This is a genomic window from Ktedonosporobacter rubrisoli (genome assembly GCF_004208415.1).
In the GTDB taxonomy this organism is placed as follows: domain Bacteria; phylum Chloroflexota; class Ktedonobacteria; order Ktedonobacterales; family Ktedonobacteraceae; genus Ktedonosporobacter; species Ktedonosporobacter rubrisoli.
On sequence record NZ_CP035758.1, the window covers coordinates 5158211 to 5176477 of the forward strand.

At 50.4% G+C, this 18267-nt stretch carries 16 protein-coding genes; 9 read left to right on the plus strand and 7 right to left on the minus strand.

The window, feature by feature from the left end; genetic code table 11:
- The first annotated feature begins 164 nt into the window (after positions 1-164).
- Positions 165-1064 carry a LysR family transcriptional regulator gene (locus EPA93_RS22510; protein WP_129889667.1) on the plus strand — a complete coding sequence of 300 codons (900 nt, stop codon included), beginning with the start codon at positions 165-167 and terminating at the stop codon, positions 1062-1064.
- 252 nt (positions 1065-1316) lie between these two features.
- Entirely contained in the window at positions 1317-1760 is a 444-nt protein-coding gene (locus EPA93_RS22515) for a hypothetical protein (protein WP_129889668.1), read from the plus strand.
- Positions 1761-2060: 300 nt separating this feature from the next.
- Here EPA93_RS22515 and EPA93_RS22520 read toward each other — a convergent pair whose 3' ends face one another.
- Both EPA93_RS22520 and EPA93_RS22525 read right to left on the minus strand, forming a co-directional pair.
- Positions 2061-4286: a serine/threonine-protein kinase gene (locus tag EPA93_RS22520; RefSeq protein ID WP_129889669.1), complete on the minus strand. Its 2226-nt coding sequence runs from the start codon at positions 4284-4286 to the stop codon at positions 2061-2063.
- 343 nt (positions 4287-4629) lie between these two features.
- The gene (locus EPA93_RS22525; protein WP_129889670.1) at positions 4630-5367 is read right to left on the minus strand and encodes a YceI family protein; all 738 of its coding nucleotides are present in this window, start codon (positions 5365-5367) and stop codon (positions 4630-4632) included.
- A gap of 1042 nt (positions 5368-6409) precedes the next feature.
- Here EPA93_RS22525 and EPA93_RS22530 point away from each other — a divergent pair.
- Both EPA93_RS22530 and EPA93_RS22535 read left to right on the plus strand, forming a co-directional pair.
- A complete protein-coding gene (locus tag EPA93_RS22530) occupies positions 6410-7633 on the plus strand; it encodes an ammonium transporter (protein ID WP_207229673.1) in 1224 nt (407 codons plus the stop codon).
- 350 nt (positions 7634-7983) lie between these two features.
- Positions 7984-8403: a cytidine deaminase family protein gene (locus EPA93_RS22535; RefSeq protein ID WP_129889671.1), complete on the plus strand. Its 420-nt coding sequence runs from the start codon at positions 7984-7986 to the stop codon at positions 8401-8403.
- 146 nt (positions 8404-8549) lie between these two features.
- On the opposite strand, the gene EPA93_RS22540 is transcribed toward EPA93_RS22535, so the two are convergent.
- A complete protein-coding gene (locus EPA93_RS22540) occupies positions 8550-8870 on the minus strand; it encodes a hypothetical protein (RefSeq protein WP_129889672.1) in 321 nt (106 codons plus the stop codon).
- Positions 8871-8979: 109 nt separating this feature from the next.
- Between EPA93_RS22540 and EPA93_RS22545 the strand changes: the two genes are divergently transcribed.
- From EPA93_RS22545 to EPA93_RS22560, 4 genes are all read left to right on the plus strand, one after another.
- Positions 8980-9399 carry a hypothetical protein gene (locus tag EPA93_RS22545; RefSeq protein WP_129889673.1) on the plus strand — a complete coding sequence of 140 codons (420 nt, stop codon included), beginning with the start codon at positions 8980-8982 and terminating at the stop codon, positions 9397-9399.
- 294 nt (positions 9400-9693) lie between these two features.
- Positions 9694-10857, plus strand: a complete 1164-nt coding sequence (locus tag EPA93_RS22550) for an aminotransferase class I/II-fold pyridoxal phosphate-dependent enzyme (RefSeq protein ID WP_129889674.1) — start codon at positions 9694-9696, stop codon at positions 10855-10857.
- 174 nt (positions 10858-11031) lie between these two features.
- Positions 11032-11985, plus strand: a complete 954-nt coding sequence (locus EPA93_RS22555) for an ABC transporter substrate-binding protein (protein ID WP_129889675.1) — start codon at positions 11032-11034, stop codon at positions 11983-11985.
- Between the two features lie 353 nt (positions 11986-12338).
- Complete coding sequence (locus tag EPA93_RS22560) at positions 12339-13025, plus strand: helix-turn-helix transcriptional regulator (protein WP_129889676.1); 687 nt, start codon at positions 12339-12341, stop codon at positions 13023-13025.
- A gap of 53 nt (positions 13026-13078) precedes the next feature.
- On the opposite strand, the gene EPA93_RS22565 is transcribed toward EPA93_RS22560, so the two are convergent.
- The 3 genes from EPA93_RS22565 to EPA93_RS22575 all read right to left on the minus strand — a co-directional run bounded on the left by EPA93_RS22565 (position 13079) and on the right by EPA93_RS22575 (position 15987).
- Positions 13079-14173 (minus strand): Gfo/Idh/MocA family protein, encoded by a 1095-nt coding sequence (locus EPA93_RS22565; RefSeq protein WP_129889677.1) that lies wholly within the window; start codon positions 14171-14173, stop codon positions 13079-13081.
- 256 nt (positions 14174-14429) lie between these two features.
- Positions 14430-14744 carry a hypothetical protein gene (locus tag EPA93_RS22570; RefSeq protein WP_129889678.1) on the minus strand — a complete coding sequence of 105 codons (315 nt, stop codon included), beginning with the start codon at positions 14742-14744 and terminating at the stop codon, positions 14430-14432.
- A 19-nt stretch (positions 14745-14763) separates the two neighbouring features.
- Positions 14764-15987, minus strand: coding sequence for an alpha/beta hydrolase family protein (locus tag EPA93_RS22575; protein WP_129889679.1), 1224 nt, complete (start codon positions 15985-15987; stop codon positions 14764-14766).
- A 342-nt stretch (positions 15988-16329) separates the two neighbouring features.
- Here EPA93_RS22575 and EPA93_RS22580 point away from each other — a divergent pair, with 342 nt between their 5' ends.
- On the plus strand, positions 16330-16770 hold the full coding sequence (locus EPA93_RS22580; protein ID WP_129889680.1) for a GtrA family protein: 441 nt from the start codon (positions 16330-16332) through the stop codon (positions 16768-16770).
- On the opposite strand, the gene EPA93_RS22585 is transcribed toward EPA93_RS22580, so the two are convergent.
- On the minus strand, positions 16724-17794 hold the full coding sequence (locus EPA93_RS22585) for a GAF domain-containing protein (protein ID WP_129889681.1): 1071 nt from the start codon (positions 17792-17794) through the stop codon (positions 16724-16726). The two genes, EPA93_RS22580 and EPA93_RS22585, sit on opposite strands and share 47 nt — an antisense overlap.
- Positions 17795-18267: the final 473 nt, after the last annotated feature.

An 18267-nucleotide genomic window follows, 5' to 3' on the forward strand; every position in this document is an offset into this window, starting at 1 on the left:
TCTTGTGCGCTTTTAGCTTATTCTCCCCAGCTTATGATGTTCAATACATAATTTGTTATAATTTTTATGCATACAGTCTATAAGGCTACGCATAGAGCCTATTCTTTCCCTGGCCTGGTTCCAAAGCGAGCAGGATAGCACAACTAGAGAAGAGGGACTACAGCATGGATCTGCAACAACTACGCTATTTTCAAACCGTCGCTCGTCTTGAGCATATGTCAAAGGCAGCGCAGAAACTCTACGTGGCCCAACCATCCCTCAGCAGGGCAATCGCGCGCCTGGAAGAAGAGCTAGGCGCTCCCCTCTTTGATCGCCTGGGACGGCAGATCCGCCTCAATCAGCTCGGCTCCGCATTTCTACAGCATGTAGACCAGGCCCTGGCAGAACTTGAAGAGGGCAAACGTAAAGTAGCAGACATGAGCGGACGGGAGTACGGTCAGATTGAACTGGCAGTCCTTTACACGGTCGGTGCTCAATTGTTGCCAGAGCTGCTCAGTGCTTTTCGGAAAGCTCACCCCTTTATTCAGTTCCATCTGTTTCAGAATGCGGCCCATATTATGATCAATCAACTTGAAAAAGGCGAGATAGATCTGTGTATTTCTTCGCCACAACCCGATGATCCTGAGATAGGCTGGATGCCATTACGCACAGAAGAAATTTATCTAGTTGTGCCTCCAGGCCACAGGCTAGCCGAGCGCAAAAGTATCTCCCTACAAGAAGTGAAACATGAGCCCTTTGTCAGCTTAAAACGCGACTATGGGCTGCGCGAACTTACAGAGAATTTTTGTCGGCAAGCGGGATTTGAACCACATACAATCTTTGAGGGAGACGAATCGGTCATGGTACGCGGTCTGGTAGCTGCCGGGCTCGGTGTCGCCTTTATGCCAGCGTTAGCTTTACAAACGGCCCCCGAACCACTTATCCCGGCCTTGCATATAGCAGATATAGTTTGTCAGCGCACTATCGGCCTGGCCTGGATCAAAACACGTTATCTGGGCGGAGCTGTGAGGTTATTTCGTCAATTCGTCATAGAATACTTTTCCCGCCCTGAGCCAGCTTCATAAATCAGCTCATTAGCGCTTTCAGAGGTTTTTTATCAGCAAAAAACTGAGGAATGGGCCTGAGTCATTTTACAGTAATTTTACAGTTTTCTGCGATTTTATTCATATCTATCCAGTAAAAAGAAAAGTGTGGTAGATGCAATACGGCTCCAGACATCTCAGGATCGATCCTGAGATGCTCATTTTTCCTGACGACCTTGGTAAGTGTAGTACGGCCACGTACATTCAAATCATGATTAAAGGAAACTAAAAGGAATGAGCCAAACAATTTCACGCTATCCAAGCTTACGTGTTGGTCCGCTACAGCTAGCAATCATCCTGCTGGCCATAGTAACTGGGCTAGTCCACCTCTATCGCGGTATTGCCTTTAACCTCTTTTTAGCCAGTCAACAGGCCATACGGGCAGGAGCACGAGCGCCTGTTCTGCCATACACATCGATTCCCATACCAACCCTCTTCATCCTTAATTTTATTGGCTACATTGTTCTCGTTACTGCGCTTTACCTCCCTCCCTTGCGTCAATATCAGCGCATTATTCGCTGGGTCTTGATTGCATATGCCGCAATTACTATCATAGCCTGGATTTTAATCACACATGCACATTTCGACCTTGTAGCTTATCTCGATAAGCCTATCGAGCTTCTCCTCATCGTACTTTTATTCATAGAAGGCCGACGCACGCAACAAGCCAAAGGTTAAGCAAGAAAGCTCCTTCCAGGCAGTGTAGCCAATAGGAAAGTCTTAATAGTGTAGCCGCGCTCTATGAGAGCTATCAGCAGGCGCGGCTGCGTGCTAGCAATCTGCTCATGGACAATTTTCATTTCTCGACACGGTGCGGGCCATATTCTATTCGCCTTTCCATAGAATAGAGCGCTCTCAACTATTTACCAACTGCAATTAAGAAAAGAGCAACATCTTTTCTGTTGCTCTCTTTTCAGTTAGCCCTAATAGCTTACAGCTTGAAGTATATTCTAAGTCAAGGCTTTTTCAGGGTGGAAGTTACAGCGCCCAGACGCGGGCATTGTTAAAGGCAACATCAGTATTTGAGCTACCACCCAGCTTAATGCTAAGGGTCTTCTCAACCCCACCATCAGCATAGACCCCAATCGACCCGCTACTCAGCGATATATCCTTGATCGGTCCGGCAATCGGTTGCCCATTCAGGTATAGCGTAAAGACAGAGCTCTGAGCAACAACAGCCAGCGTATTCGAGCGCGCCAGCTTAGAAGACATTGAGCTTATCTGGTTTGTATTGGTAGCAAGCACATGTGAGCAGTCAGAACCTTTAACGCAGATACCAAAGGTATATTGGCCATTTGAATAGATCTTAAAATAATAGAAACTACCCATATTTGAGCCATCTCTAAATATCAAGCCACCGGCACTATCCTGCTGCCCACTATTGACGAAGGTCATCTGAACTTCATAGGTGAAATCAGTATAGCTGGCATTTTGCATAGTACACGGCATCAATGTCCCTGGCGAGACTGTCACATGATAGGACCCACCGCTAAAGGAGCAGTAACTACTGCTGGCCCAGTTATGTATATTGCTGGTAAGTGGATCGTCTAATTGCAGCTTACCGCTATACGGAGGATAAGGATTGGCAGTTCCCGCCTGAGGGCTTGGAGTCAGCGTAGGCACCTTTGTGGGAGCCAGGGCGGTTGGCGAAGCAGCCCCGGCCGATGGCTTACTGCCAGGCTGGATAGCGCTTGTAGGCGTCACAGCCCCTTGTGGCAGAGCGGTGACTGTGAGGCTGGATGGCTGGGTAGTATTGGCTTGAGCAGTCACCACCGGCGAAGCCCCATGAGAAACGCTTCTGTTAGAACTGCTAAAATACCAGATGCTCGCACTGGCAACTACCAATACAAGCACCAGCAAGCCGCTCAACCAGATAAATGGCTTTTTGCGGCCTGTAGAATGATTTTGCCAGCCTGGCAGAACTGGCGGTGCGGCGCTATCAGATCCACTTGCCAGAGCCAGTGGAACATTACTTGCTCCCTGATCATTTTTTTTAGCGTGCTGGGGTGTTACCAGGGGTCCACTCATAGAAGAGCTTAGCCGAGCATCCACCTGCTCTCCTTTCCCAGCCAGAGGCGTCTGTGCAGGCGTGGAGAAATCGACCATTAACTCATGGTTCTCTGTCGTGTTTGACTCGGCACTTTGCCAGGAAGCGGCCTGTGATTCTTCAGCAGTAGTCAGCTTCTCCAGGGGTTGCGTGCTATAAGAAACCTGAAAAATCGTTTGATTGGAGGGTGCTACGAGCTCATCTGACATAGGTTCCAGTTGAGACGTAGAGTCTTCGACAGAAATGGCTTGCGTCGCCTGAGGAGCCAAAGGAAGCACGCCGCTCTCGCGGAACTGTGGAGTAGAAGCCACAGGGAGAGAGGAAGACGGGAAAGTAGCTTCTACCTCTTTATAAGCCTGTTCAAGCGCAACGGCAAAATCTTGCACACTGGCAAAACGCTCCTGCGGGTCCTTCGCCAGGGCTTGCATAATCACCTTATCAACGGCTTCAGGGATTGAGGGTACTTTCTCGCGTAGGGAAGCAGGAGCCGCCAGCACATGCTGGGTCGCCACCTCCAGAAAAGAACCTTGAAAAGGACGCTCGCCAGTTAACCACTCATAGGCGATAATGGCCAGAGCATACTGATCGCTGGTAGCACGTGGCTTGCCTTGCACCTGCTCCGGTGCCATATATCCCGCGGTACCTGACATATCTTTTGTTGGGCGCGAACTACTATTTTGCGTCACCAGAGCCAGGCCGAAATCACTCATTAAGATCTCGTTATTGACCCCAAGCAGCATATTTTCTGGCTTTACGTCCCGATGAACCACGCGCCGATCATGAGCATATTGCAAAGCAGAGGCTGCCTGTGAAATATAGGGCACAAGAGACGCCAGCGGTAGAGGCGAGCCATGCATATAGTGTTGACGCAATGTCCCACCAGCAGCATAATCCATAACCAGATAAGGGACGGTATCCTGTACACCGAAGTCAAGCACGCGAATAATGTTGGGATGGAGCAGATGCGCAACCGTGCGTGCTTCACGCAAGAAATCTTCGCAGTTGCTTTCTAATAAGCGCATCTGAAGCACTTTAATTGCAGCCTGAGTACATAAATGGACGTGCTCACCCAGGTATACGTCGGCAAAGCCCCCCGTCCTACAAGGCGTATCAATTTGTAATGACCGACTTGCCGACCAACATAGTCTTCCAATGATCTCTCCTTAACATGACTTCGCCTAATATGCTAGTTTCATTGTATAGAAGATCATAAATACCGTCAAGGAAACAGTATTGTCAGGTAGAGTCCCAAAAATCTTATTTTTGAATAGAGCTTAAAATGCGCAGACTGCCAGAATATCTCTTTCGCTGACTCCGAGCCAGCGCGAAAAAGTCTCATCTCCAGATCTCAGATATGGCACACTTTTTGGTACCATGCCGAACATAAAGAAAAGCCCTTAAGCGCTCATGGCACCTAAGGGCTTCCTCCAACGCCTATCTTCCTTGAAGAATAAACAGGGCTAACAGGCTTTTACACCCGGAATAAGCTCTCGGGACAGCCTATGAGAGACTTTGCGCGCAATCACCCTTCTGGGCCACAAGGTTAAACGTTACAGTCACGCCATCCTTTACGGTTAGCAGACCGGCAATATCAGGAGCATCAAAGCCATAGTTTTTCATAAGCAGCGAACTCGTGGCCGTTCCGCTAATTGTATCGCCGTCCATCTTGGCAGAAACCTTGAACGTTTCCGGGCGGGTTACATCATGAACAGTCATTTGTCCGGGCAGATCAAAGGTTATCGTCTGACCTTGACTAAATGCTGGAAGCTTCACATCTTTAGCTACAAAGATTGCATTGGGATACTTGTCTGATTCCAACCATTTATTCTGAATAGCCCGGTCACGCCTCTCCTGATCGCTTGTCAGTGTGCTTAGATCCACGGTTATCTTCATATTAACCAGCCTGGGCTGCTGACCTGTGTCGAGCAGAAAACTGCCCTGGATCTTTTTTGTCTTGCCAATGGCATCATTTGGCAAATCGCGGCTAAGGAACTGCTCCTGCACTTTATATGATGCCTCTGACCGATCAGATACGACATTAAAGGCTTTTACATTGCCCGCTGGTGGACAGATATTGGCTGAGGTTGTGCTACTCGCCGCAGGACTTGCTGCATTCCCAACTGTCGGGCTGGCCGCCGCGCTTGTCGACGGGTTAGCAGTATTCTCATTGCCACCACAGGCAGCAAGCACTATCAGTAAGGTTATGGATGCAAGCACTGCGCTCAGGGTTCGTCTCATTACTTCTCATCCTTTCCTCCGATGTTCCAGGGTAAACATCTCTATCTGATCTGGGCTCAAATAGATTAAATATGCAGATCTTTCCTACCACAGGAAAGATACAATGGTATCAGGACACTATTATAAATGTGCAGCGCCTGATGGATACCCTTAATATCTTTAGCGCCCAGGGTTTAGTTTAAGGGCTTAGCATTGCGCTTAGCGGGGATGCCAGCTGCAAGATTATTTGCAGACAAAGGCAAGGCCTGAACTTTATTCCTTTAGCGCATCAAGCGAGATGCCTCTTACTCACGACTTGACAGGCTATTACAGGTGAGATCTAAAAATACTGAATCAGATTTAAAAAAGTTTGAGGAAAATGTAAAAGAACTGTAAAATATGCTTGCTCCTGCCCTTTTTTAGGTAAAAATGTACATATAGCTGAAAGCGAAGAGCGCCAATAAATTCGCTAGCACGCATAAATCTGAAAAATTTCAGCAAATCCATCTCGATATTTGTGCAATCTGCCCAAAAACCTGCGAAGTAATATTGTCAGATTCACCCTATCTTAAAGCCTGTATAGACTGTAGAATTTAAGCAACAAGAGAAGAGGGTGGGCGCTTCTCATCAACGCTGATCTCGCCTCGCTTGCTCTTCACCTGGCAAATAGAAAATTTCACTGATGCTCTCACTTTCTCAATGGTGAGTGGACATCCTCCATTGCGGGGAACCTGACGAACTGCACTACCGGTTGAGGCAGTTTCCCGCTCGACACATTGAGGCGCTCGACAGGAGGAATACAGTCTTCAGCTACTAAGGCTTAGTAGGTAGAAACTTGTCATTTATTTTGTTTTTCAGCATCCTCCTGCTGAACGAGAGGCGTAAGATTGGTGAAGAAAAGATGATTACAACTGAAGCAAGAACAGCAGAACAGCAAGCATCACTCCTACAAAACCGCACCTTCATCTTCCAGGTTTTACTCCTATTCATTCTAGGAGCCGTCGTCGGCTATGCTTCCATGCTTCTCGCTGGCGCTTCATCAGGAGCATATAGCACGAAAGCTATCAGCACCGGAGATACCGCCTGGGTATTGATATCGGCAGCTCTGGTTATGCTTATGACGCCAGCCGTAGGCTTCTTTTACGGTGGTATGGTGACCAGCAAAAACGTGGTAAGCGTGATTAAGCAATCCTTGCTTATTCTAGGCATTGTAAGCATTCAATGGATCATTCTTGGCTATAGCCTTGTCTTTGGCAACGACATTGGAGGGATCATTGGTGGGCTCAATTTCTTCGGTCTCAGCGGTGTTGGCTATGCTCCCAATCCTAACTATGCCGGGACTATTCCACAGCTCGCCTTTATGATCTTTCAGGCTATGTTTGCTATCATCTCCCCTGCCCTCATCATCGGCGCATTTGTCGAGCGCATTCGCTTTCGGACATTAGTACTTTTCGTCATCCTGTGGACCACCTTAGTTTACGATCCGATTGCTCACTGGGTATGGGGCACTGGTGGCTGGCTCCATAATCTTGGCGCCCTCGACTTCGCCGGAGGAACCGTTGTACATATCAGCGCTGGCTTCTCAGGTCTGGCCGCCGCGGTCGTCGTCGGCCGAAGACGTACTTATCAGAAAGGTCAACCCATTCCATCCAACAATGTTCCCTTCGTGCTACTGGGAGCTGCACTGCTCTGGTTTGGCTGGTTTGGCTTCAATGCAGGCAGCGCGCTTGGAGCCTCTCCGGTAGCCGTAAACGCCTTTGTGGTCACCAATACAGCTGCAGCTGCAGCGGCGCTCACCTGGATGGTCCTGAGCTGGGCGGAACACAAGAAACCCAGCGCAATGGCCACGGCTACCGGCGCGGTCTGCGGTCTGGTAGCAATCACCCCTGCCAGCGGTTTTGTTAGCCCGGTGGCCAGTATAGCAATCGGCATCATTGCGGGACTGGTAACCTACTTAATGCTCCTTTTTCGCAGCAAGAAGACCAGTATAGACGACACACTGGATGTCTGGGCGGCACATGGCATGGGCGGCGTTGTTGGGGCTCTCTTAACTGGCATCTTCGCCGAAAAGATCATTAATAGTGCAGGCCATAACGGACTCCTCTTCGGAAATCCCGCCCAGTTCTGGACCCAGATTCTTGCGGTCGCTGTCACAATAGTTTACTCGTTTGGCCTCACCTTCATTTTGTTGAAACTGCTCTCGCCCCTCGGACTTCGTGTTTCCAGCAAGGAAGAGGCTCAAGGCCTCGATATGGCTGTACATGGAGAAGAAGGCTATCGCCTGTAAGATCAGACAACCTTCACAGCCTTCTCTACTTGTGTGAAGCGCTCTCTTTATGGATACGAAGAGGGCGCTTCACTTTCCTTTCTTTCTTATATGTCTATAAGAAATATAGCTGCCAAGCTTAACTATGTGCCGCCCCATCAGACACCAACTCACATGATGGTTTAACACATATTGAAAGTATCCATTGTGATAAAAACGGACTCCCGTTGAATGAAGGTGAGTGTTATTTATCTTCATTCGGGTGGCGAGCGCATATCTTTTCGTTAACGTTTAGCAGAGAGCGCTTGAGAAGCTTTTTCTAGGTATTGCGCCATATTGACAGCCCCATCTAGCGAGAGTATCATCGAGTGATGGGAAATATCACTGATACATTAATCAAGCGGGCAGCAGCAGTCGTCAATCCCCAGCGGATAGGGGACCGACTCGTTGGAGACGTGGGATGCGCCCTGGTCACTGACCAGGGAAATGTTTACGTGGGGGTGTGCTTAGATACTGCGTCTGGAACCGGGTTCTGCGCCGAGGCGAGCGCCATAGCGGCTATGGTGACCGCTGGCGAGTTCAGAATCAGCCAGATCGTCGCAGTCTGGAAAGACGAGAAAGGCAAGATCTATGTGCTCTCGCCCTGTGGTAGATGCCGCGAGTTTGTCAGCCAGGTGCATAAAGAGAACCTGGAGACTGACGTTGTTCTCGGCAGAGATAACGTCGTCAAGATGCGCGAACTCATCCCACATCCTGACCAGTTCGTTCCAGTTGAGCTGGAGGAAGTATAGGCAGCTTCGCGGTGGATTGAGCTTTCCACCATCGCTGCTTTTTCACAGCCTGACAAACAACAGAGGATCAGCTTTGGATGCCATCAGAAAAGAGAGGAAATTGAATTACCAGGAGGCGGCTGCCTGATCTGGGGTATCGCGGATAATCACAAACCACTCCACTTCGCCCGGTTGCCACAACTCCAGTTGCCCAAACCGATACCTGTGGTGATAGAATCGGTTCTCCCGCCTCTGGCAATATGATGGTCGTCTGGTTGCCATTCTACCGAGTAGCGTGAGAGCCGTTCCAGGTGGTAGTCCAGAGTGAGTACATCTTGAAAGATATCGATCTTGACGATTTCGCCAGCCAGGTTTCTCCCTCCATAGAGCAAGAAGTTCCTGAAACGCGCATAGCCTGCTTTGGTGAGTCTGCGCATTTCACAGAGGGCCGAGAATGCTTGATACACCAGTGCTGGCTCAAGCTGCATTCTATTTCCTTGCTTGAGCTTATTCTGGCGCAAAATAACTCGCAAATAGCATAGGTATCAGGTAGAATGAAGACAATTAGTTGCCAGGATCAGAAAAACGCTATTATATTTGTCCATGCAGCAAAACAAGCTCATTACTGTACGAAAACTTGCCGCGCTAGCTATCGTCTATCATGGCTCCCGGCTCATAATTATCGAGTTTGCGCTAGGTGTCTTTTTTCTGGGCGGATTTGGCATAGCGCTAAGCGCTCTCGGCCTTCTTCTACGCCCCTATCACCCCATATTGCTCCTGCTGCTTAGTGGCTGCATCCTGCTCTGGATTGCCCTCAACTATATCCCTCTGTTCATCTATAGCCTCGACATTAACAAACGCAAAAGCGCGCGCCTGGAAGTCGCCTTTGAATTAGAGTATTCTTATTTATACATACGCAGCTATAATTTGCAGAGCACCCTCTTCCTCTTCATTCCCTTCGCCATGCTTATTTTAACCCTTGTGCAGGAATGGCAAAAGCGTCGTCGAGAACACTAGCGCTCCCTTACAAAGTTCTCTTTCGCTGATAAGCTCATCCCTTGACAGCCGATTATAAACAAGATATTCTAAATATAGATATTTTTTCCATTTTTATACCTACGACCTTGTTCAGAAGGCAGCGTAGCCCCAGCATGAACAGTCCCATGGGTCTTTTTCTACCTTGCGTCCAGTTATGTCTTGTAAGCAGTTTCCAGAGCTGAAAGCACGGTTCGGTTAGCTCGTATTGCTTTGACGAGTCGCGCCCACCTGGCCGTGAGGTATCCACACAACAAAATCGGGGGTTGAGAACGCGTGAAAATCGAACCATTTGCACTCGAACGCTGGATGTCTGGTATCGAGACACTGGTACATTACAACATCAGTGCCGGCGGCATGTCACCTCTATCCGTGCACGATTTGCTGGCTCTAGAGCCAGCCGAGAAACGTGAGAAACTGCTCAACGATCTCCTGCACGCGTCCCTGGGCTACAGCGAAGCCCGCGGATCATTGGAGCTGCGCAGCGCGATTGCCGCTACATATCGTAACTGTGGACCCGAAAATATTCTGGTCACTACAGGCGCGATCGAGGCTAATTTCCTCATCTTTAACGTATTGCTGGAGGCCGGCGACGGAGTTATCACGCCCTATCCATCCTACCAGCAACTCGCCAGCGTGCCACGCGCAATTGGTTGCGATGTAGCTTACTGGAACATCACCCCTCAGACCAATTTCCGTTACAACCTTGCAGAACTCGAACAGCTCGTTACGCCCAAAACTCGCCTCATCGTCATTAACACGCCACACAATCCAACTGGCGCGACGTTAAATGCCGAGGAGCTACGGCATGTCTACGCGCTGGCCGAGTCGGTTGGAGCAAAAGTCCTCAGCGACGAGGCCTATCGCTGGATTGCCCTCCCTGACAACGGTAACGCAGCCCCACCCATCTTTGATTTTGGGCCAGCTGGTATTAGCGTAGGTACACTCTCCAAAGCGCTTGGCTTGCCAGGTCTGCGTATTGGCTGGATTGCAGCTCCCGTAGAGCTTATACAGGCATGCTGGGGAATGCGCGATTATATCTCGCTCTGTCCTAGTGGCCTTAGCGATATGCTCGCCACGCTGGCCCTGAGCAATCGCGCCAAACTTATGGAGCGTAATCAAGCTATTATTCGCCAGAATCTTACGATTGTACAAAACTGGCTGGAGGCCCAAAGCGCTATCTTCACTTGGGAGCCTCCGCAGGGTGGTGTGCTTTCTCTGCTGCGTTACCAGCTCGACATTCCCTCATTGGATCTTGCCGATAAGCTGGCTAGAGAATTTGAAGTTATGGGCGTACCCGGCGCTAAATTCGGCTTTGAGCACTTTCTCCGGCTCGGACTGGGCCAGGACCCGCAGAATCTTGCCGAAGGGCTGGCCCGAACCAGCAACTGTATTCGTGCCCTACGAGAAGCTGGTACGCCACTTCTCGCCACAGAGTAAAAAGTGCTCGCGAACTAATTTTTTGTTATAGAGTATCGCAAGGTATTTTTGATTTACCTGCCCTCCATACCGAGAGGCAGGAAGGCATGCTACCTTCCTGCGCGGCTCTTTGGAGCGTGACAAAGCGTATACCTTGCCTTTAAGGCGCTCCAGACATTTTTAGGAGGTGACATCATGTTGCATTCCAACTGCGGATCGCAAAAACGCTTGTTTTCGCGGTCCTCTCTTATTGTAGGTCTTCTTGTTATTCTCACTATGGTGCTGGCTGCCTGCGGAGGGAGCAGCACAGCTAGCAATCCAACCAGTGGTAACGGCACTGGTACAAGCAATAATACTAACGGCGCTAGCGTAGCTAATCCAGTCAAAGATTTCACGCCTACTGGTAAGGCCGATATTATGGCCCCCAATAATCTGCTCACTCCAGGCGTTTTGAACGTAGGCACCGAGACAACCTATCCGCCAAAAGAATTTATCGATACGGCCTCGGGCAAGCCGACAGGCTTCGATCTCGAACTTATTGCGGCTATGGCTAATCGCATGGGCCTGAAAACCAATGTTGTCTCAACCCGCTTCGATACCATCATCGATGATCTCAACAATAAACGCTTCGATGTGGCCATGGCCGGTATCCATATTACTCCTGAGCGCGCGCAAAAGGTTGATTTTGTTCCCTACTCTCGCTCCGGCGATGCCTTCCTTGTACAGAAGGGCAATCCCAAGAAGGTTAGCAGCTATGATAATCTTTGCGGCAAGCATATAGGCGTACAGGGTGGTACTCTCCAGCAAAGTCGCCTTGAGGACGCCAGCAAGGCTTGCACCAGCAAGGGCCAGCCGGCTATTCAGCTCACCGAGCTCACCAATCAAAACGAGGTCATTCAACAGCTTATCAATCAACGTGTTGATGCCACAGACCAGACCTCGGCCGTGGCTGCCTACTATATTCAGCAAAACCCAAATATGCTGGAAATCGGTGGCACCATCCAAAATCTGAGCTTAGAAGGTATTGCCGTACGTAAAGGCGATACCCAGATGAAAGATGCCCTCCAGAAAGCCTTCGAAGAAGTGAAGGCCGATGGGACGTATCAAAAGCTGCTCGACAAATGGGGACTCTCTAAAGAAGCGTTATAGCACTGGCGGCGGGGCGGCGGAACTATTTCCGCTGCCTCTTCTCTCTTAACGCTTATCGCTAACGCTGCTTATGAAAGGCTCACCCTAACTGCTACCTGGCATGGTGCCGCCTGGTGACAATATACTCTACAGATGCTATAATCTAGCGAAACGGTAAAACACAAGGCGCCAGACTGTAGACATTTTTGCGGTAAATAAACGATCCTCTCCCGGCTATGCTGCTGCTAGCTGAGATCTCCAGGGCTCGCATAGCATATGAGCCGCAGACCCGGCCTACGCCGTACTGCTTATCTCTCAGGTCTTCTTCGCAACTGATCAGGCCATGTGCGAAGCAGCAAATGTAGAGGAGATACATGTTCGAAGAGCAACACCTAACCGAGATCTATACATTGCTCGCCCGTATAGCTAAGGCTATCGTCGCCACCGTGGGTCCCCAGTGTGAGGTTGTTGTGCATGATTTACGCACTCCCGAGAACAGCGTGGTTGCGATCAGTGGTCAGCTCACCGGGCGCAAAGTTGGCGCACCTGCCCCAGATCCAGAAATGCTACCAACGAACCTGCAAGGCGTTCAGAGCGACATTTTGCGCGAGCAGACCATCACGCCATTCGGGCGCCAGCTTATTTCTTCAACGGTCTGGGTTCGCAACACTCGCGGCCATATCGTCGGTGCTATCTGTATCAATATGGACTTCAGCGACCTGCGCCGTGCGCGCGATCTCCTTGACCAGGCCTTATTAAATGCGAGCGGGCCGCTCGATCCCTCCCCTACGAACGGCAGGATTGAAACGTATGCCACCACTCCTGAAGAGTTTGTCACTATTGCCTTGCATGGCGCGATCAACAAGATAGGAAAGCCGGTCCACCACCTGAATCGCCAGGACAAAATTGCTGTGCTTCAAGATCTCTATCAGGCCGAAGTTTTTCGCTTCCATCACGCCGTCGAGATTGTAATGCAGGAACTTGGCATCTCGCGAGCCAGCATCTACGCCTACCTGAAAGATATACGTCAGGAGCTAGCCGCTAAAACTTCGGATGCCTGAGCCAACAAAGCGTTTAAAGCCAGATTACTAGCTCCCCTCTAAGTGCGAGCCTGTCATGCAAGGTTAGCCAACTCTACTACAGTATGTTCTTGTGCGCTGCGCAGAGCCGCTTCGATCACCTGCAAAGTTGCCAGCGCCTCGCGCGGTTCAACGGGCAGCTGGCTCCCAGTCAGGATAGCATCCCTCATCAAGGCATAATAGCGCTCAGAACAGCCGCGCACAGGCTCAATCGCCCCGTCGAAATGCAATCCGCTTACTTCCGTCGAGATGTGCCCCCAGCGCTCGCGCGGCTCCATTCCCCAGCGCTCATCGCCCGGACGAATCCCAGCACGCAACATTTCTTCCTGTGGATCAACGCCCCATTTGTCATACGTACCAAGCAAGCCGGTAATACGCAAGCGCGAGGCTGGCACGCGCACAACCGAGCTCATCCATAAATGGGCATGTACGCCGCTGGCAAACTCCAGCGAAACAAATGTATCATCATCTACCTCCACACCTGGTCGCCTACGCGGCATCTCAGCATAGACGCGCCGGGGAAAACCGAAGAGAAGCAAGGCCTGATCGATCAAATGGCTGCCAAGATCATAAAGCAATCCTCCGGCATCCGCGAAGTCCGCAAGTTCGCGCCAGGCATTAGCCCGGGGAACCGGTCGGTAGCGCTCATAGCGCGATTCCAGGCGTGCTACTGATCCTAGCAGCTGCGCTTCTACAATGCGCCGAGCCGTCATAAAAACGCTGTCCCAGCGCGCATTATGAAATACAGATAATAGCTTACCGGTTTCCTCGCTCACGGCAATTAAACGCTCGGCATCGGCCACGCTGGCAGCAAATGGCTTATCAACCACAACCGGGAGGCCGGCTTGTAACGCGGCAATGCCCAGGGACACATGAAAGCGATTAGGTGTTGTGACAACCACCAGATCGTAGCGCCGAGGATCTTTCCAGATCTCCTCGGCCGAGGCCAACAGCTCAGCCTGCGGAAAAGCCTGCTGAGCATGCCTGCGACGCTCTGGATTGCTCGTAACAATCGCACTTACCCGCATACCGGGCGTGCTGGCGACTAGAGGCGCATGAAATACCTCACCTCCATGCCCGTAGCCAATAATCACAACTCTTAACGCATCGTTGGAATGGATCGAACTCATAAAATAACCAGGCTCCTTCACGCGGCCACTAAGCTCTAGCAGCAAGTTACCTGCTAGAGGCCTCAAACAAATATAGTAGCACTGGCATATGCCCTGAGCGGCCCTTCACACTCGGACACGAGAAGCATTCTGCCAGGAAGCTGTAAAGACAGCATAACCACTAAAGCTCTGCGCGGTCAAGCTGCCCGGCTCTCGCTCGCCGGTACCATAGTTACCACATGCCGCCATCCCATCCTACATAGGACCAGAGCATCCATTAAAGCAGCTTTGCAGAACTATGCTCCATATTGTATCGTGAGCGCCACAAAAGATACGCACGCGTCAGCCAACGTGGACAGAAGGCAACTACAGGCACACTCACCCAGAGAGCTACTAACGTGGCAAAGATTCGGCCCAGGCACACTATAGCCAGCCAGCCGGCAAACAGAGCTGTCAGCGCGCCTAGAATAAGCATCAAGAGCCAGCCATGCGCTCCCCAGGCAGGCAGTCGCAAGCCAGCGGTATTAGACAGCGCACCAACCACCAAGCCAATTCCCAGCCATAACAACGAGAGCATAAAAAGTTCAGGCATATGCGCCTCCCTTTGCCATTTATGATGCGGCTATGAGCATTTTACTGGCAATCTGAAAGAGCCGTGAGCCATCGCCAAGCAATTGACCATAGTTGAGATTTGAACGGACTTCAACATGCTGAAAAATGCCGAACTCGGCAAAATCATAGGGATGATGAAGTCGAGCCAGGGCTGTAGCGAACTCGCGCGACTGCGTAAAGGGCACATAGGTATCGCCGCGATCGTGCAAGAGGTAGATCGGAGCATGAATATACATAACTACAGAACTTGGCGAGAGCGCCGCAAACTGCGCTTTAATCGCTGGCGAAAGAGCTGCCATATTCTTGGCCACGTTCTCTGGCTCATCGCCGGCCAGGAGATGATAAGCAGCGACGGCAGGAGGCGACAACTGCGCCAATTCGGCCTCATCTAAAGCTCGTCCGCCGGGCATAAAAGCCTGCTGTAATAACGAGCTCTCTTCAGGCGTCAGCACGCCACTGACCATATTCGTCAGAACCTGTAAAGGCACATAGTAGGGATGCCAGGGCTGCGCATGGCCATCGACCATAAGGGCCCGCTTGCCTACCTCCTGCACCAGGCTTGTGGCGTCAAAATAGCCGCCAAAGGAAACAATAAAGGCTATGCGATCCCGAATACGCGGGTCCGCGCCAGCCAGACAGGCCAGCACATCACCGGCACTCAAACCAAAGAGACCAATGCGCGCAGGATCTATGTCGGGACGCCGGGCCAGATAGGAGAATGTCTGCACCACGGCCTCACTATCAGACTTTGATAGCGCAAAGTTGAAGAGCGTCTGCGTCCCCACATTCACTACAACAAGCCCTTCACGCGCCAGAGCCCGATCAAGATTAACAAGTTGTGGTGAGCTACGGTTATCGCCCACCCCAGCGATAGTAATGATCGCCGCCCGCTTTCCAGGAACTAACGGAAGCGCATCAGCCGGCTCATAGATATCCAGATAGACCGGTCCTGCAGAAGAAGGAAGCGTTGTACGAATAAAGCGTACAGGGTTTCCAGCCAGTGCAAGAGGAGCAGGTTCAGAAGCACTAATTAAGGCTGGCAAGAGCAGCACACTACGCGTATAAGCACGCCCCCAGGGCAGCACCGAAAGACCCAGCCCCGTGAGAAAGAGCAGGGCTAAAATGGCGCGGGCTACTCTCTGACCCAGGCGCCGATCTGGCGTAGGGCGCACGTTTAGCCGCGAGTCGAGCCTGAGCAGTGCTGATGCTGACTTTTTAAGCATATCCATCACCTCTCATACATCCTTGCTCGCCCTGCCAGCCCCACCTGCTTACATCCCTTATTGAGTGGCTTTTTCAGCTGTCCCTACAAATAGTTGCGCCCTCATCCTTCAATACACACAGCGAAGACAAGACAATAGCCCATAGCATAACTATCAGGACGTGCGAAACAACTTGAGAGTTACCAAATAGATGGCCACTAGAGATAGAGAGAGTATATCCGCTTGTTGCAAAGCCAAAAAGGGTCATATGACCCATATCTACCAGGAAAAGCACCTCTAACTTGTTGGTGCTAAGCATGCATGATAAGATGGAGATGTATTTAGAGAAGGGGAGGCTATGCTATGTTGGCACGCCTTAGCGGGCTCCTGCGCGGTCCACTATGCCAGCGCCTGCTGCGCTATGCCCTGGTAGGAGGCCTGGGTATTCCCATACATCTACTGGCCCTGGCCTTTTTCCTCTATATCATGGGCAACGGACTGTATCCCCTGGCGCTAGCCTTTGCCTTCGAGGTAAGCACAAACATCAACTTTATCTTCAACCAGCTTTATACGTATGGAGAACAAAAGCACCTGAGCATTAAGGCTTGGATCACACGCGCCATAAAAGCTCAGATGGCCAGCCTCTCAGCTCAGATTATTACCTATTTCCTGGCCCTAATGCTTACCAGCGGGCTGCATCTCAATCCTTACCTGGCAAGCACTATCGGCATCGTCAGCGTCTTCTTCTACAACTTTGCTATAGCGCACCGTTTTGTTTTTCGTCAGGTCCAAACCAGGCATTAGAAGGGAAGATCTCCCCTTCTGGTATCTGCTTACCTATCTCCAAGGAAAGTTGGAGCAATCGCTCTTCTAACTCTTGCCAGACAAAAAGCTCGGCCTGGGGACGCGTGATGAACTGGCCCCTTTGAGCAGCCTGGAGCATCCGCCTCTGCACGTGCTGCTGAAATGAAGCCACATAGACCTGCTGCGCTCTATATGAAGGCATAATGCCAAGCTCTAACTGCCGTAAATTGTAGAATTCGTCGGGCTCAAACGCCAGCGCACATAAATCCGCATAACTCTGAATGACATCTAACTGAGACTGCGAAAAACAATTCGGTCGCTCAGAGATAATACATAAGCATCCAGCAATAGAATCAGACAGCAGGATCGGCCAGGTTACCGAACTTCCCAGCTTTGGATGAAGATGAGCAGGGAAAAGTTGTTCTCTCTCCCCATGGGACATCACGACAATTGGACGTCCTGATACAGCACTACAGCCGGTTTGGGACTCGGCGCCAAAGAATTGTGACCAGTGCTCTAACTGGCCATGCCAGGACATATTTCCACGCCCCCACGATTTGCGTAAGCTGCGCACTTTTCGTCCCTGCTGAGCAGGAGGCACGCAGACAGCGATAAAAATAGCAATTCCTTCCTCTTGAGGATCAAGCTGTTTTAACATCTGCTGCAAAATGGCCAGGCAAATCGAAGAGGCGCGTAAAACAGGCGGATTGGTCGTATGAATATTTAATATCTGAGCATAAAACGAAGATGGAACTACCTCCATCGCGCCTTCTGACTCCGCCAAATTCTCAGTTAAAATGTAGGGATATTCTTCAGCGATAAGACGAGAAAGCTGCTCATGATACTGCGGCAAAGCAGCAACAAGAGAGCGCAAGGCATCCGGGCGTGGATTAGACTTGTTTACAGCCCATCGTGTCAACGTAACAGGATTAACTCCTATCGCCTCGGCAAGGTGTTGCCGCTTCTGAGAGTCGCGTATGACCCAGCCCAGCAGCTCTCGCCATGTTTGGAATGCTTCTTCCATATCACAGTACTGCAAAATATGAATGACACCCGATGCGCATCTCACCTCTTATGCCTTGAAACAACGAAAAGTGCCGTTCAGATTATTCTGCATTCGCTGGATAATCTAGAACCTATACGCGCCCTTCCCTGAAATCGCATATTCTAAGCAAGATGTCATCGAAGTCTGCAAATAAAAATATATTCAGCTAAAATACCAGACTTTACAATCACACGCACGATTATTTATCAGTCTCTATAGAGCAAGCAAGCCAGACATTGAACATAGCTTATGTCTACCGGTTATCGATACCACTGGCCTGATATCTCTAAATGAGCCGCTAGATTGGCATGTGACAAAGCAAGAATTTCTGTCCAGGGACAGGCATTCTGACCGAAGGGAGTCAACGACAATAATTGGGACAAACGTCTATTGAGAAATTCGAAGAACATCGACGTGCCCAACAAGTACGTATAGCATACCTCATGTAAGAG